15 protein-coding genes are annotated in these 13,806 nt (G+C 51.1%); 14 read left to right on the top strand and 1 reads right to left on the bottom strand.

What is annotated here, in order from left to right; all coding sequences use genetic code 11:
- Window positions 1–6 precede the first annotated feature (6 nt).
- From fliD to LK536_RS46795, 14 genes are all read left to right on the top strand, one after another.
- Window positions 7–2,898, top strand: coding sequence for a flagellar filament capping protein FliD (gene fliD, locus LK536_RS46860; protein ID WP_227795669.1), 2,892 nt, complete (start codon window positions 7–9; stop codon window positions 2,896–2,898).
- 16 nt (window positions 2,899–2,914) lie between these two features.
- Window positions 2,915–3,295 carry a flagellar export chaperone FliS gene (fliS, locus tag LK536_RS46855; RefSeq protein ID WP_008720501.1) on the top strand — a complete coding sequence of 127 codons (381 nt, stop codon included), beginning with the start codon at window positions 2,915–2,917 and terminating at the stop codon, window positions 3,293–3,295.
- A gap of 17 nt (window positions 3,296–3,312) precedes the next feature.
- A complete protein-coding gene (locus LK536_RS46850) occupies window positions 3,313–3,669 on the top strand; it encodes a flagellar basal body rod protein FlgB (protein ID WP_008720499.1) in 357 nt (118 codons plus the stop codon).
- 11 nt (window positions 3,670–3,680) lie between these two features.
- The gene (gene flgC / locus LK536_RS46845) at window positions 3,681–4,115 is read left to right on the top strand and encodes a flagellar basal body rod protein FlgC (RefSeq protein WP_008720497.1); all 435 of its coding nucleotides are present in this window, start codon (window positions 3,681–3,683) and stop codon (window positions 4,113–4,115) included.
- Window positions 4,116–4,949: an OmpA/MotB family protein gene (locus LK536_RS46840; protein WP_008720495.1), complete on the top strand. Its 834-nt coding sequence runs from the start codon at window positions 4,116–4,118 to the stop codon at window positions 4,947–4,949.
- Entirely contained in the window at window positions 4,942–5,832 is an 891-nt protein-coding gene (locus LK536_RS46835; protein WP_008720494.1) for a flagellar motor switch protein FliM, read from the top strand. Before LK536_RS46840 ends, LK536_RS46835 begins: the two co-directional genes overlap by 8 nt.
- 15 nt (window positions 5,833–5,847) lie before the next feature.
- Window positions 5,848–6,789 carry a FliM/FliN family flagellar motor switch protein gene (locus tag LK536_RS46830; protein ID WP_040380430.1) on the top strand — a complete coding sequence of 314 codons (942 nt, stop codon included), beginning with the start codon at window positions 5,848–5,850 and terminating at the stop codon, window positions 6,787–6,789.
- 1 nt (window position 6,790) lies between these two features.
- A complete protein-coding gene (locus tag LK536_RS46825; protein ID WP_120058420.1) occupies window positions 6,791–7,153 on the top strand; it encodes a flagellar biosynthetic protein FliO in 363 nt (120 codons plus the stop codon).
- Window positions 7,150–7,938 carry a flagellar type III secretion system pore protein FliP gene (fliP, locus tag LK536_RS46820; protein ID WP_025485139.1) on the top strand — a complete coding sequence of 263 codons (789 nt, stop codon included), beginning with the start codon at window positions 7,150–7,152 and terminating at the stop codon, window positions 7,936–7,938. The genes LK536_RS46825 and fliP overlap by 4 nt, the downstream gene beginning before the upstream one ends.
- 12 nt (window positions 7,939–7,950) lie before the next feature.
- A complete protein-coding gene (fliQ, locus tag LK536_RS46815) occupies window positions 7,951–8,214 on the top strand; it encodes a flagellar biosynthesis protein FliQ (protein WP_008720490.1) in 264 nt (87 codons plus the stop codon).
- Between the two features lie 15 nt (window positions 8,215–8,229).
- The gene (locus LK536_RS46810) at window positions 8,230–9,015 is read left to right on the top strand and encodes a flagellar biosynthetic protein FliR (protein ID WP_227795670.1); all 786 of its coding nucleotides are present in this window, start codon (window positions 8,230–8,232) and stop codon (window positions 9,013–9,015) included.
- 216 nt (window positions 9,016–9,231) lie between these two features.
- The gene (flhB, locus tag LK536_RS46805) at window positions 9,232–10,293 is read left to right on the top strand and encodes a flagellar biosynthesis protein FlhB (RefSeq protein WP_008720487.1); all 1,062 of its coding nucleotides are present in this window, start codon (window positions 9,232–9,234) and stop codon (window positions 10,291–10,293) included.
- A gap of 45 nt (window positions 10,294–10,338) precedes the next feature.
- Complete coding sequence (gene ftsE, locus LK536_RS46800; RefSeq protein ID WP_227795731.1) at window positions 10,339–11,025, top strand: cell division ATP-binding protein FtsE; 687 nt, start codon at window positions 10,339–10,341, stop codon at window positions 11,023–11,025.
- A complete protein-coding gene (locus LK536_RS46795) occupies window positions 11,015–11,923 on the top strand; it encodes a cell division protein FtsX (RefSeq protein ID WP_227795671.1) in 909 nt (302 codons plus the stop codon). The genes ftsE and LK536_RS46795 overlap by 11 nt, the downstream gene beginning before the upstream one ends.
- 7 nt (window positions 11,924–11,930) lie before the next feature.
- Here the strand turns inward: LK536_RS46795 and LK536_RS46790 are convergent, their stop codons facing one another.
- A complete protein-coding gene (locus LK536_RS46790; RefSeq protein ID WP_040380427.1) occupies window positions 11,931–13,778 on the bottom strand; it encodes a DUF885 domain-containing protein in 1,848 nt (615 codons plus the stop codon).
- Between the last annotated feature and the right edge of the window lie 28 nt (window positions 13,779–13,806).

The raw sequence follows: 13,806 nt of genomic DNA, 5'->3' as shown, positions 1-13,806 counted from the left end.
TGGGCGATGGCATCAGCATCATCAATTAATACAGTCAGCGCAGCCGGCAATAAAAACTATATATCGGGCCTTGCTTCCGGCATGGATACAGACAGCATCGTAGAAAGCCTGCTGATGGGTACACAGACTAAGATCGATAAACAGACGGGATTAAAGCAGCAGCTGGAGTGGAAGCAGGAAACTTACAGGGATTTGATTGGGAAGATTAATACCTTTGGCGATAAGTATTTTTCTTATTATGGTTCAGGGCAGACCAACCTGATGAGTCCAACCACCTTTAAGACCATGACAGGACTTAGCAGTAACAGCGCCATTAAGATCAGTTCGGTTTCTTCGAATGCGGTCAGTTCCATGAAGGTGGATGCTGTTAAACAGCTGGCTACGGCCTGTACGGTGAAGACTGCGGGGACGGTGACTGGGGCGCCGGTGGGGAATGTTGTGGATTTCTCTGGGTTTGATAGTAAAATTGGGCAGACACAGTCGTTTTCTGTGATACTGGATGGTGTAAGTAAAACCATTGAATTTGAGGTGGAGGAATCGGAGACCACACCGGGGACCGCAGATGCCGATAAAACGCTTGCCAATATTAATCAGGCATTATATCGGAATTTTGGGACATCAGTAGGTATGAAACTGGAAGCAAACCCGGACCCCACAGCGAGTGGTACTCAGGTTATGAAATTGGTACAGCTTAATCCTGATGGGACAACTTCCAATAATGCAGTTAACTCTTCTAGAAGAGTTATTATAGAGACAGCAGGAAGTAGCAGTGAGGATAAGGATGTTATTGCTAATTTAGGATTTAAGGGAGGGTTTTCCAATAAACTGGATTATGGAACATCTCTTAAAAATATGAATTTTGCAACGCCTTTGCAAGGAGATAGATATGAATTTGAGATTAATGGCGTGACGATTAAGGGGTTGACTGGAGACTCTACCCTTAGTGATGTAATAAGTGCCATCAATGGCAGCAATGCAGGGGTTAAAGTCTCCTACTCATCAGCGTCTGACAAATTCATTATGGAATCGTCGTCTACTGGTGAGATATCCAATATTAAAATGTCACAGAAATACGGAAACCTGCTTACTACTATGTTTGGCGTGGAGGCAACCGGATTGCAATCCTCTCTTTTTTCTAAAAAAATTGAGGGAAGTGGGGTAGAGGTAGCAGATGGAGGGGAACAGGATTTCAATTCCATTGTAAATGAGTTAAACAGTGGAAAAGACCAGTCGTTGGTTTTTCAAGTGGATGGAAAAGATGTCACTGTAAAACTGGAAGGAAAAACAGGTAGTGAAAAGTATAATGGTATACTAGGTGTAGTTAATGCAATAAATTCTAAATTAAATAAAGAGTATGGAACAGGAAAGATTAAATTTGATTTGGATGAGGCCAATAATAAAGTGACGCTTGAATCCACTGAATACGAGGTTGCTTTTACTGTCGATAACTTAAATGAGGGAATTGCGAAAAAACTTGGTTTTAATGTTGGGACAAATATACTTGATAAGGACACAGAACTTACTGACTTGGGTATAACTGGTGAGATTATTATTAATGGTGCTTCCATAAATTTAAATGGCTCTTCCATGACATTAAAGGATTTAGCCAATGCATTCGGAGGTGTGTATGAGGGGGGCAGGATTAATATAGCAGACAATCCCAATGGTATTGCGATTAGTGGGACTGCTGACAGGAATGGAGACAACTTCATAGAAAATCTGTTTGGAAAGAATACCATTAATATTAATTCTAAAACATTGACCTCAAACAAATTATCAGATACAAATCTTTTAAAGGGAAAATTAAAGATAACAATCAATGGAGAAACATCCGGTCAAATAATACGAGTAGGGGATTTGACTCCCAGAACAATGGAAACATTGGCTATGACGATACAGCAAATAACTGGAGGAGATGTAAGCCTTACAGAAGACGGCAGGATACAGATACAAGGCGCACCTCAGGGATTTACTATAGAAGGGGAGGACCCTAATGGGGAAACCCTTATGAATAGCTTATATGGAACATCTGGGGTCGCATATGATTTTCCCATGACCGCCTCCGTCACCTCCGGCCAAAACGCCATCCTGACCGTCGACGGCACTGACATCGAGCGCAACACCAACACCTTTGAACTGGATGGAATTACCATGGAAATTACTTCCACTTATGATGCTTCCAACGGTCCAATCAGCTTGACTACATCCCGTGATACTGATAAAATAGTAGATAGTTTGAAGAGTTTTGTAGAAGATTACAACAACCTTATCGAAGAGCTGAACAAGCAGCTGACAGAGACTGCAAACTACAAGAAGTACGCCCCTCTCACGGATGCCCAGAAGAAAGAGATGAGTGACAAGGAGATTGAGCTTTGGGAGGAGAAATCCAAGCAGGGACTCCTTCACAATGATTCGAATATCTCCAGCTTCCTGGGGGACATGAGGATGGTCCTCTACAGCAGTGTGGAGGGAGCGGGACTGTCGCTCTATGATATCGGTATTGAGACATCAGATAACTGGCGGGATAACGGGAAACTGGTCATTGACGAGGATGCCCTCAGGTCTGCGGTGGCCACCAATCCGGACGCCATTGCGACCCTGTTCACGGACAGGGACCAGGGACTGGGCGTCAAGATGCAGAATGCCATCAAGGCGGCGGCGAATGTGAGCAGCGGAAGCCCGGGCAGTATGGTACGGTATGCGGGTACCAAGGATGTGCTTACCACGAGCAATACCCTCTATGAGGAGATGAAGCACATTACGGAGACGCTTTCCAACTTAAACACCAAGTATCAGTTGGAGAAGACAAGGTACTGGAAGCAGTTTACCGCCATGGAACAGGCGATTTCCAATATGAACAGCCAGAGTTCGTGGCTTACCCAGCAGTTCTCATCATGATGAAGGAGTAATCAATATGCAGAATCCATATGCAAAGTATAAACAGCAGTCTGTTATGACCATGACCCAGGGAGATATGATTAACCTGTTATATGACGAAATCATCAACCGTCTGAACAAGGGGCTTCTGGGACTGGAGGTAAGGGACTTTGAAGCCAGCAATACCCATTTTAAGAAGGCCCAGGCCATTATCAGCCATCTGGAGTCCACACTGGACGGCCAGTATCCGGTGTCACAGAACCTGTCCTCTCTTTATGAGTATTTTAATTATCAGATCATTCAGGCCAATATCAAGAAGAATCCTGACCCGGTGAGGGAGGTCCTTCCCATGATAATGGAACTGAAGGAAGCATTTGCCCAGGCGGATAAACAGGTGCGCATGAGCCATACGGGATGAGATAAGGGGGACGGAATATGCCGTTATTTGACGACAGGGCGTTAGGCGCCCTGGAACGGGGAATGGATGCCATGTGGCTGAAGCAGCAGGTTTCAAGCCATAACATAGCCAATGTGGAGACGCCTGGATTCAAGGCCAAGAAGGTGGAATTTAAGGATGTGCTGCGAGAGACGGAGCAGGGCGTGGAGCGGATTGCTAAGCCGGTGGTGGAGGAAGACGCAGCCACCCAGGCCAGGCCGGACGGCAACAATGTCCAGGTGGAAAAGGAAGAACTGGAACTGTGGAAGGCGTACAGCCAGTATTCCGCGCTGACCATGCGGATGTCAGGTAAGCTGACCACGCTGCGGTACGTGATTAATAATACAGGTAAGTAAAGGAGCAGGCTATGGGGTATTTGGATTCACTTAATATAACAGGTTCCGCCCTAACGGCGGAGCGGTTCCGCACGGACATCATCATGCAGAACCTGGCTAACCAGAACACCACCAGGACGGCTGACGGCGGGCCTTACAGAAGGAAGCAGGTGGTGTTCCGCGAGAATTCACTGAATTTTAAAAGTGAACTTGGCAAGGCCATGACCAAGGCGGAGAATGGCGGCGTGTATGTGGAGGAAGTGGTGGAGAGCCAGAATCCCCTGGTTCCTGTCTATGACCCGGACCATCCGGATGCAGATGAAGACGGCTATGTGATGATGCCGAATGTGAACAGTGCGGAGGAGATGGTGGACCTGATGGCTGCCAGCCGCGCCTATGAGGCCAATGTCACGGCCCTCAATATTGCAAAAAGCATGGCTTTAAAGGCCCTGGAGATTGGTAAATAAATGAAAAGGCAGAAGGATGAAGAAGGAGGCCAGGAGTGGTTAAATACCTACGCGGATATGATAACCCTTGTCCTGACCTTTTTCGTATTATTATACAGTATATCAAATGTGAATATCAGCAAACTGGAGGAGATTGCCTCGGCCATGCAGAGGCAGCTGGGCATTGAGGCGCAGACGGATATTGAAGATGTGCCCCAGGATTTAAAGTATCCCGTCATAGGGGAGAATAACGAGGAATCCACCCAGGTACCCACCGGTTCCCAGAACACCCAGGCGTCAGCCAGGGAGATGGCCCTGATGGCCAGGGACATACAGACCTACTTTGACTCCGAGAACCTGGATGCCATTGTGTCCAACAGCGAGAACGCGGTGTTTATCCGCTTTAAGAATGACCTTTTATTCGACCCTGACAGCGCAAGCTTAAGGGCGGACAGCAAATCCATGCTGGATGCGGTGGGGATCATGTTAAAGGAAAAGCAGGACAATATCCTTGCGGTTTACATTAACGGACACACGGCCCAGGCAGCCAACTCCCTGATTAATGACAGGCTGCTGTCCTCGGAGCGGGCGGACAATGTGGCCATTTACCTGGAAGACCAGGTGGGGTTTGACCCTAAGAAACTCATATGCCGCGGTTACGGCAAGTATTATCCCATTGCGGATAATGCCACCAGGGAGGGACGTGAACAGAACCGCCGGGTGGACATGATTATCCTTGGAAATGGATACAGACCGCCGGATACCATAGACGCAATGGAGACAATGGACCCCCTGTTCCCGGTGACCATGCCGGGAGATAAGGCCATGATACAGGAAGGAACAGGCAGTGATTAAGAGTTACGATTTCAAATCACCTAAGAAATTTACAAAAGAGCGCATGAGCACGGTGGAGAATCTGTATGACAGTTTTGCCCGTGCCCTGGCGCCGTATCTTACAGGCCTTCTCCAGTCCTACTGTGAAATCAGCATCAACGGGATTGTGGAGAAGCGTTACCAGGAATTCAGCAATTCGGTGCCGGACCATTCCCTGTTTGGGATGATTACGCTGAGTCCGGCCAATAAGGATTACAATGAAGCGCCTCTGACCATGGAAGTGGATACCAGGCTGGCGTTTTTTATGATTGAACGCCTTCTGGGAGGCGTTGGTTCGGAGTATGAACTGACCAGGGATTTCACGGATATTGAAAAGGCAATCCTGCAGTACGTCCTGGGCAAGATTACCGAGTTCCTTGGGGAGGCGTGGGGGCAGTACCTGGATGTGCAGGCGTCCCTGACAGGATTGCAGACCAATCCCCATCTCCTGCAGATGAGCGCCCAGGAGGACGTGGTCATACAGGTGGAGCTGGAGGTGGTCATCGACAAACTGTCTGCCCGGCTTAACATGGTGATGCCTGCGCCTAATGTGGAGGAGCTTACATCGAAGTTCGGCTATTCCTTTGCGGCCAGCCAGAAGAAGCAGGACGAGGAGAAGCAGAAGTCCAAACGGCACTATATTGAACAGCATCTTTTGGAGTCCGAGGTGGAACTGAGGGCCATACTCCATGAGTTTACCCTGGATGCCCAGGATATACTCCAGCTTACGCCAGGGGATGTGATACCTTTAAACAAGAAGGTGGACAGCGGTATTTCCATATATGTGGAAGATGTGGCCTGCTTTGAGGCAAAGGCGGGGCATACCAGGTTGCGCAAGGCAGTGGAAATCAGCAATGAGCTGTAGCCGGGAGGAATGAGTATGTTAAACATGGATAAGGAAGCCATAAAGGAACTGCTGGAGATGGAAGCGGTTCCTGTGTGCAATATATTAGGTTCCCTTCTTGGCAGGAACGTTAAGATGACAGTGTCGGGGGTGGAGGAGACAGACACGGATGGGTTGGCTGAGTGCCTGCCTCATTTTAATGTGGTCATTGAAGGGCGCAGGACAGCCAATGGGCTGACAGCGGACCAGCTGCTGGTTTTCTCCAAGGAAGACATGGTGCGTCTGACCAACTATATCATGGGGGTTCCCATTGATACGGACAGTCCCTTGGACGAGATTGCGCTCAGCACCCTTAAGGAGGTTGCATCCCAGTGTATGACGGCTGCAGTGGCTGAACTCAATGATTTCCTGGGACGTGACATGGGGGAATTCATTACCAGGATATCCGCCTATGACAACACGGAGCGTGTCCAGGACCTGACCAGGGTGTGGGGGATGGGAAGTCCGTTCGTGATAGTCCGCCTGCACTATACCATCGATGGGGTGGTGGATTCGGATGCCTATATCCTTGCGTCCCAGACAATGAGACAGGTGCTGGGTATCCCGGTCATGGAGGAAATGCCCATGCCCGCAATCCAGGAGCATATGGGGAAGCCGAAGGAAGCCGTATCGGTCCAGGAGGTGGCATTTCCCGAATTTAAGTACACGCCCCTTCAGTATGACAGGGAGCAGATTGGCGATGATAAGAAGAAGCTGCTGGACATTACCCTGGATGTATCGGTCCGGATCGGAAGCACCGTGTGCAGCGTGAAGGATGTGCTTTCCTTTAAGGAAGGACAGGTCCTGGTGCTGGATAAGCAGGCGGGTTCCCCGGCCGACGTGGTGGCCAACGGAGAGCTGATCGGCAGGGGCGATGTGCTGGTGAGCGGGGACCATTTTGGCGCCCGTATCATAGAAATCGTGGGCAAGAGGGAATGATATGGCATTTTTGAAAATACTGTTTTACCTGATTGTCCTTATATTGGTCCTGTTCCTGGCCTATCATACCACCAGGATCCTGGGGCGGGGCATGAGCTTAAAGCAAAGGTCGGCGGGCATGCAGGTGCTGGACCAGATGGCTGTTGGCCGGGACAGTTTCCTCCTTGTGGTTAAGGTGCAGGAGGAAATCCTGCTGTTAGGGGTTTCCCCGGCCGGGATTACCCGGCTGGAAAAACTGGATACATATGAAACACTGGAGCCGGCGGAGGCACCGCCGGATTTTGTTGCTGTTCTCACGTCCCAGCTAAAGGCGCGTAAGAACAGGGATGACGAAGGAAAAAGAGGCGGGAGAGGGAAGCAATGAGTGGAAGCAGCATAAGACTGGGAAGGAATATGGGCAAAATCCTGGCCGGGGCCGTATTCGCCCTGACATGGGCAGGCAGTGCAATGACGGCCTATGCAACGGATGTATCCGTGACCCTTCAGGGTTCATCAGGCGCCGGAAAGCCCATGGACATGCTGGATATCATGTTCCTTTTCCTGTTTCTGGCCGTGGTCCCCTCCCTGATCATCATGATGACCAGCTTTACCAGGATTGTGATTGTGCTGTCCTTCCTGAGAAATGCCTTAGGCACCCAGCAGTCCCCGCCCAACCAGATACTGGTAGGGCTTGCGCTTTTTCTGACCCTGTTCATCATGGCCCCGGTATTTACCTCTGTTAACGTACAGGCGTACCAGCCGTATAAGTCAGGGACCATTACCAGGGAAGAAGCATTTGACCGGGCCCAGGAGCCTATGAAGGAATTCATGCTGAAACAGACCGAGAAGAAGAGCCTGGATCTGTTCCTGTCCATATCGAAGACAGATCCGCCGGATACGTCCAAAGGGCCGGAGGGCTATATGGAACTGGGGCTTACCACCATTGTGCCTTCCTTTATCCTGAGTGAGCTTAACAAGGCATTTACCATGGGGTTCCTTATATTCATCCCGTTCCTCATCATAGACCTGGTGGTATCCAGTACCCTTATGTCCATGGGAATGGTCATGCTGCCGCCTACGATGATTGCGCTGCCATTTAAGATTATGATGTTCGTGCTGGTGGACGGGTGGAGTCTGGTCATCAAGACGCTGGTACAGAGCTTTCGGTAAGGAGGGATAAGGTTGAACGCGGAACAGGTTATGGAAATTATGAAGGAAGCCATGCTGGTGGCATTTGAGCTGGCAGGCCCGCTCCTGATTGTCAGTATTGCGGTAGGGCTTCTGGTGGCCATCTTCCAGGCCGCCACACAGATTCATGAGCAGACCCTTACATTCGTGCCCAAGCTTCTGGTCATTGCGCTGGTGCTTCTGGCTCTGGGGTCATGGATGAGCAAGGTCATGAATGAATTTGTGGTGGAACTGTTTGCAATCATGGCAGCCCTTTAATGCTGGGGGTGCGTGATGGACAGCAGCGTATTGGAATATTTTGACATTTTCCTTCTTGTGTTTGCAAGGATGGGCGGAATGATTTTCATCAATCCCGTGTTTGCCAGGAAGGGCGTGCCGCTTATGGTACGGACCGGCCTGGCGCTGGCGCTGAGCCTCCTCATTGCGCCTGCGGCCAGGGCCGGGGGACAGGCAGTGGTTTTATACTCCACCTTTGATATGGCCGAGGCACTGGCCAGGGAATTAATCCTGGGCCTGGGGATTGGGTGCGTGTTCCAGATATTTTTTTATATGCTGTATGTGGCCGGGGATCTTTTGGATACGGCGTTCGGCCTGGCCATGGGCAAGGTCATGGACCCCATGAACGGGGTACAGACGGCGATTCTGGGGCAGTTTGTGAATATATTCTTTTTCCTGTACTTTTTTGCCACTGGCTGCCATTTGCTGACGGTCCGGCTGTTCGCCTACACGTATGAGGTGATACCGGTGGGGGCGGGGGTGTTCTTTGGAAGGAACGTGCTGTGGTATATCATCACCATGTCCGCAACCGTGTTCCTGATGGTGATTAAGCTGGCATTGCCGTTTGTGGCGGCTGAGTTTGTGCTGGAGATGACCATGGGTGTGCTGATGAAACTGATTCCGCAGATCCATGTCTTTGTTATTAACATACAGTGTAAGATCCTTCTGGGAATCCTTCTTATAATCCTGTTTGCCTATCCCATGGGCGCGTTCATGGACGGGTATGCGGATGCCATGATGAGGGAGGCCCAGAATATAATCATGATGCTGGGGCGTGCCTGAATATCCAATTCTGTCCCGGAGCAATGCCAGGGAGTGTTTAGAAATTCCTATCCGTCATCTGTCCTGAGGAATCCGCCAGAGATACCCCATTAGGGCAAAGCATGCCCTGAGGAAATGCTTTCATACGGGAAGGGGGTGCTGCTTTGCGCGGCATCCCTTTTGTAAGGTATGATTGAACCTGCCAAAGACAAAATCATGGAAGGGAGGTGGTGAACCGTGCCGGCAGATGAAAAGACCGAGAAAGCAACACCAAAACGGCGTCAGGATGAGCGGAAGAAGGGCAATGTGTTCCAGAGCAACGACGTGGCCGCTGTCTGTTCCATGCTGGTCCTGTTCCACTCCCTGAAGGCCCTTGCTCCCCATATGTACCGGAATTTCCGGGACGCCATGTACATGTTCATGGGGATGGCCGCTGATTCTGACAGCTTCCATCAGGAGGCGGGCAGGGAAATGCTGGTGAAGGCCATGCTGCTGTTCCTGGAGTCAGCCCTTCCCCTTCTGTTCATCGGGGTCCTCACGGCTGTGGCGGTCACATTTTTCCAGACCAGGATGGCATTTTCCATGGATGTCCTGAAGTTCAAGATGGAGCGTATCAGCCCCCTTAAGGGCTTTAAGAGGATGTTTTCCATCCGCTCCGTGGTGGAGCTGATTAAGGCGCTTATCAAGATTACCATCCTTGGCTGGGTGGTCTATGTATTCCTGAAGGGAAGGATGGAGGAACTGTCCAGACTGATGGAGGGAACGGTGGAGGGCGCCCTTATCTTTACCGGCAATACCGTCATATCCCTGGTGGACACGGTTGGGGTGGCGTTCATTTTCCTGGCTTCCATGGATTACCTGTACCAGTGGTGGGAGTATGAGAAGAACCTGCGCATGAGCAAGCAGGAGATAAAGGAAGAGTACAAGCAGACCGAAGGCGACCCCCAGATTAAAGGAAAAATCAGGGAAAAGCAGCGTCAGATGGCTTCCATGCGCATGATGCAGAACGTGCCCAAGGCGGATGTGATTGTCCGTAACCCCACCCATTACGCGGTGGCCCTGGGCTATGACGCGGACAGGAACCGGGCGCCGGTGGTGCTGGCCAAGGGCGCGGACCATCTGGCGCTGAAGATTGTGGAAGTGGGGGAGGCAAACGGCGTCTATATCCTGGAGGACAGACCCCTTGCAAGGGGGCTGTATGCAAGCGTGGAGGTGGATATGGAGATACCGGAGGAGTACTACCAGACAGTTGCCAAAATCCTTGCATTTGTGTATAAGCTGAATGATAAAAAGCTTTGATTGTTGATAACATGGGATAAAAAGGGGAATACAGTGGATAACAGCATGATTGTTTTTGACAAGGTGACAAAGATATACGGAAAGGGAGAAAAAGCCCTGGACCAGGTCAGCTTTCAGGTGGATAAGGGGGAATTCGTGTTCCTGACGGGCAACAGCGGGGCAGGCAAGACTACGATGCTGGAGCTTATCTTAAAGGATACGGAGCCGTCGGAGGGAAACATAAGGGTCAATGGGATTGACCTGAGCTGTCTGCGGGAACGTCAGGTATATCGCTACCGCCGCTATATCGGGATGGTGTTCCAGGATTTCAGGCTGTTCCCTGACTTTACGGTTTATGAAAATGTTGCCTTTGCCCAGAGGGTGGTTGAGGCTGATAAAAAGGTGATGAAGCGCCGGGTCATGGAGGTGTTAAGCCAGGTAGGGCTGGAAGGGAAGGCCCGCTGTTACCCATCCCATCTCTCGGGCGGGGAGCGGCAGAGGACAGCCCTTGCCAGGGCGGTGGTGAACCAGCCCGTACTGCTGCTGGCGGATGAACCCACGGGCAACCTGGACCAGAAGAACGCGGAGGAAATCATGCGGCTGCTGGAAAAGGTGAACCGTCAGGGGACCACGGTGCTGGCCGTGACCCACAACCAGGAACTGGTGAAATATATGCACAAGCGCCAGATTGTGCTGCGCTACGGCAAGGTGGCCCGGGACCTTGCAAGGGAGGGACTGGCATATGCGCGTTAGGACATTGCTGTACCTGTGCAGGCTGGGGATGAAAAACCTCTGGCATAACAGGGTGTATTCGGGGGCTTCGGTGATTACCATGTCGGCCTGCATTTTCCTGTTCGGGATCTTTTATCTTGCGGTGGCCAATGTGGACGCACTGGTCCAAAAGACAGAGAGGGACGTGTACGTATCCGTGTTTTTTGACGAGGACGTGCTGCCTGAACGTGTGGATGAGGTGGGGAAGCTGATTCAGGACAGGCCGGAGGTGCTGCGGACGGTATATGTGTCGGCAGAGGCGGCCTGGAGCGGATTTAAGGAAGATTATTATGGGAACGGGGAGGTCCTGGACGGTATATTTGAGGATGATAATCCCCTGGCGGCCAGTGGCAGTTACCAGGTGTATATAGACGGGGCGGACCGGCAGGAGGATTTCGTGGATTATGTGTCCGGGCTTTCCGGTATCAGGAAGGTGACACATTCCGCGGATACCATAAGGGCCCTGCAGCAGATTAAGTCCACCTCGTCCCGGCTCATTGCCGGAAGCGCGGCGGTGCTGGTGGTGATATCCGTGCTGCTCATCCATAACACCCTGGCTGTTGGGATTGAGGCCCAGAAAGAGAAAACCAGGGTGATGCGGCTCATGGGCGCCAGGGAAGGATTTGTTAAGATCCCCTTCCTGGCAGAGGGAATCGTGATGGCGGTGGCAGGCGTCTGCATCCCCCTGGTCCTGCTGCTGGCATGCTACCGGTGGGGGACGGGGCTGGCAATCCCTGGATTGGGTATATATTCAGGACAGGTGGGACTGCTCAGTGAGGCAGCCGTGTTTCCGGGACTTGTAAGGGCGTCGGTGTTCCTTGGACTTGTTACCGGAGTCCTGGGAGGGGCGTCGGTGATGGGAAAGCTGAACCGGAAATAGGGGTGGGTCACTGCTGGTTCTGCCGGACCAGCCACTCATTAAAATAAGGTTTGATCACGCTGAAGGGCGCAGGGCCGATATCCAGCAGGAAACGGTTGAATTCCATGTCCGTGTAACGGCTGCCAAGGGTCTTCTTAGCCTCGCCCTGCATGTTGATGATTTCCAGGTAGCCCACATAATACTCCAGGTAGTTGGCCGGATTCTCTGCAATGTCATAGTAGATGGTGCTGATGACAGAGGAATCGCTGATGCGGAAGTATAGGTTCAGGTAATCCTCCACCTGCTTTAAGTCCCAGCCTTCATAGTGGATGTTCACGTCCAGGATGGCATAGAGGGCCAGGGTAAATGCCGCGTTGTGGCGGAGCAGTTCCCCAAGCTCCGGGTCCAGCCCATTGTCAAGGGTGTAGGCATAGTATTCCACATAGGTGGCCCATCCTTCCGAATAACTGCCGAAGCTGAGAAGCTTCCTTATGTTGCAGTCGTTGTTGCGGTTAAAGTAAAGGGTCTGGTACATGTGGCCGGGATAGCCCTCATGGGCCAGGGTGGTGTACAGGTTCCTGGCAGTATTGGTGCTTCCGTTGTTGATGTAGATGGAATTGTCTTGGGGCCGGTCAATGGGCACGACCAGATAGAACGCAGGGCTTAGGGTGGACTCCAGGGCGGCAGGTACATCCTTGATGTTGCAGACATAGTCTCCAATGGAAGGAAAGTCCCTGGCGCACTGCGTGCGCAGGTTTTCCAGGATTTCATTGGGGTCTGTCAGGGAAAATGAATAGGAGTACAGCTTTTTCGCCAGAAGGGGGTTCTCGGTAAGCAGTTCATCCATGGCTGTCAGGTCATCCATCATCTGACTGCTCATGGCTTTTTTCAGTGATGGGATATCCTGGTAGGAGGTGCCTGTGTATGCGTTCACCAGGTACTGGTAATACTTCTGGCCCTCAGGGAAATAGTACAGTCCTTTGTCATTGGCTCCTGTGCCCTTTAGCGGGGTCAGGCCTTCTATGAGCTTCTGGTAAGCAGGGACAAAATGCTCATTGATGGCAGCGTGGTTCCTGGCATTATAATCTTCCTTTTCCTGGTCGGTAAGCCCCTCCACCTGGTTGAGCCTCTGGGAAAATGTCTCTGCCATGAAGCTGTGGTCCGCGTCCAGGAGATATGCGTTGCAGGACTGGATGATCCGGTCAATGGCAGTGTCGCACAGTCCAAGTCCGGCATCTGATTTCTGCTTTTCATATTCCACGATACTTCCGTAATAAGTATCGATGGAGGACAGCAGGGACAGGTAATCCTCCACATCCTGTCTGGTATAGAAAACATATTCGGACAGAAGGATGGGAAGCTGGGACTGGATGCCAAGGGAAGAGGACAGGGGCTGGTCATACAGCTCCATGCCTTCGCTGTCCAGCGAGGTGTTCAGGTAAGAGGACAGGATGGTATATGTAAGCAGCTGGTCCTCCCGCAGGTAACGGCTGTCAATGTCATTTAGTTGTACTTTCAGGGATTTTGCATCATTCAGAGCCTGTTTGGTATCCTCCAGGGAAACGGTCCCCAGGGTTTTATCATAATCAGTGATGCCGAAGGCGGCCGGATTGGCCAGGGTGTAGTGCAGGGTAATCAGGGAATTATCCACTTCGTCCAGGAACAGGTCGTTCATCATCTGGTCAAAATGTTCCTGGGTTTCCAGCGCGGTCTTCTCATACTTTTCATAGGAAGCCGTACTTTCCGCCGCCGTTCCTTCCTGGACAGGGGTGTCCTTGCCGGTCCCTGGTGCCGGGGCCACACACCCGGTTACCAGTGTGATGACCAGGATCAGGGATAAGATAAATTGGAAATATATGTTCTTTAACTGTTTCATTCTACAATCATTCCTCCGTCAAGCTGCA

Source organism: Clostridium pacaense, from assembly GCF_020709765.2.
Lineage (GTDB): Bacteria > Bacillota > Clostridia > Lachnospirales > Lachnospiraceae > Enterocloster > Enterocloster hominis.
This window is presented reverse-complemented; position numbering and strand designations above follow the sequence as displayed.

Coding starts and splice junctions, on each gene's coding strand:
- LK536_RS46850 (WP_008720499.1), top strand. CDS start 3,313: ATGCCGTTATTTGACGACAGGGCGTTAGGCGCCCTGGAACGGGGAATG.
- fliD (WP_227795669.1), top strand. CDS start 7: ATGGCATCAGCATCATCAATTAATACAGTCAGCGCAGCCGGCAATAAA.
- ftsE (WP_227795731.1), top strand. CDS start 10,339: ATGATTGTTTTTGACAAGGTGACAAAGATATACGGAAAGGGAGAAAAA.
- fliS (WP_008720501.1), top strand. CDS start 2,915: ATGCAGAATCCATATGCAAAGTATAAACAGCAGTCTGTTATGACCATG.
- LK536_RS46830 (WP_040380430.1), top strand. CDS start 5,848: ATGTTAAACATGGATAAGGAAGCCATAAAGGAACTGCTGGAGATGGAA.
- LK536_RS46790 (WP_040380427.1), bottom strand. CDS start 13,778: ATGAAACAGTTAAAGAACATATATTTCCAATTTATCTTATCCCTGATC.
- LK536_RS46825 (WP_120058420.1), top strand. CDS start 6,791: ATGGCATTTTTGAAAATACTGTTTTACCTGATTGTCCTTATATTGGTC.
- fliP (WP_025485139.1), top strand. CDS start 7,150: ATGAGTGGAAGCAGCATAAGACTGGGAAGGAATATGGGCAAAATCCTG.
- flgC (WP_008720497.1), top strand. CDS start 3,681: ATGGGGTATTTGGATTCACTTAATATAACAGGTTCCGCCCTAACGGCG.
- LK536_RS46795 (WP_227795671.1), top strand. CDS start 11,015: ATGCGCGTTAGGACATTGCTGTACCTGTGCAGGCTGGGGATGAAAAAC.
- LK536_RS46810 (WP_227795670.1), top strand. CDS start 8,230: ATGGACAGCAGCGTATTGGAATATTTTGACATTTTCCTTCTTGTGTTT.
- LK536_RS46840 (WP_008720495.1), top strand. CDS start 4,116: ATGAAAAGGCAGAAGGATGAAGAAGGAGGCCAGGAGTGGTTAAATACC.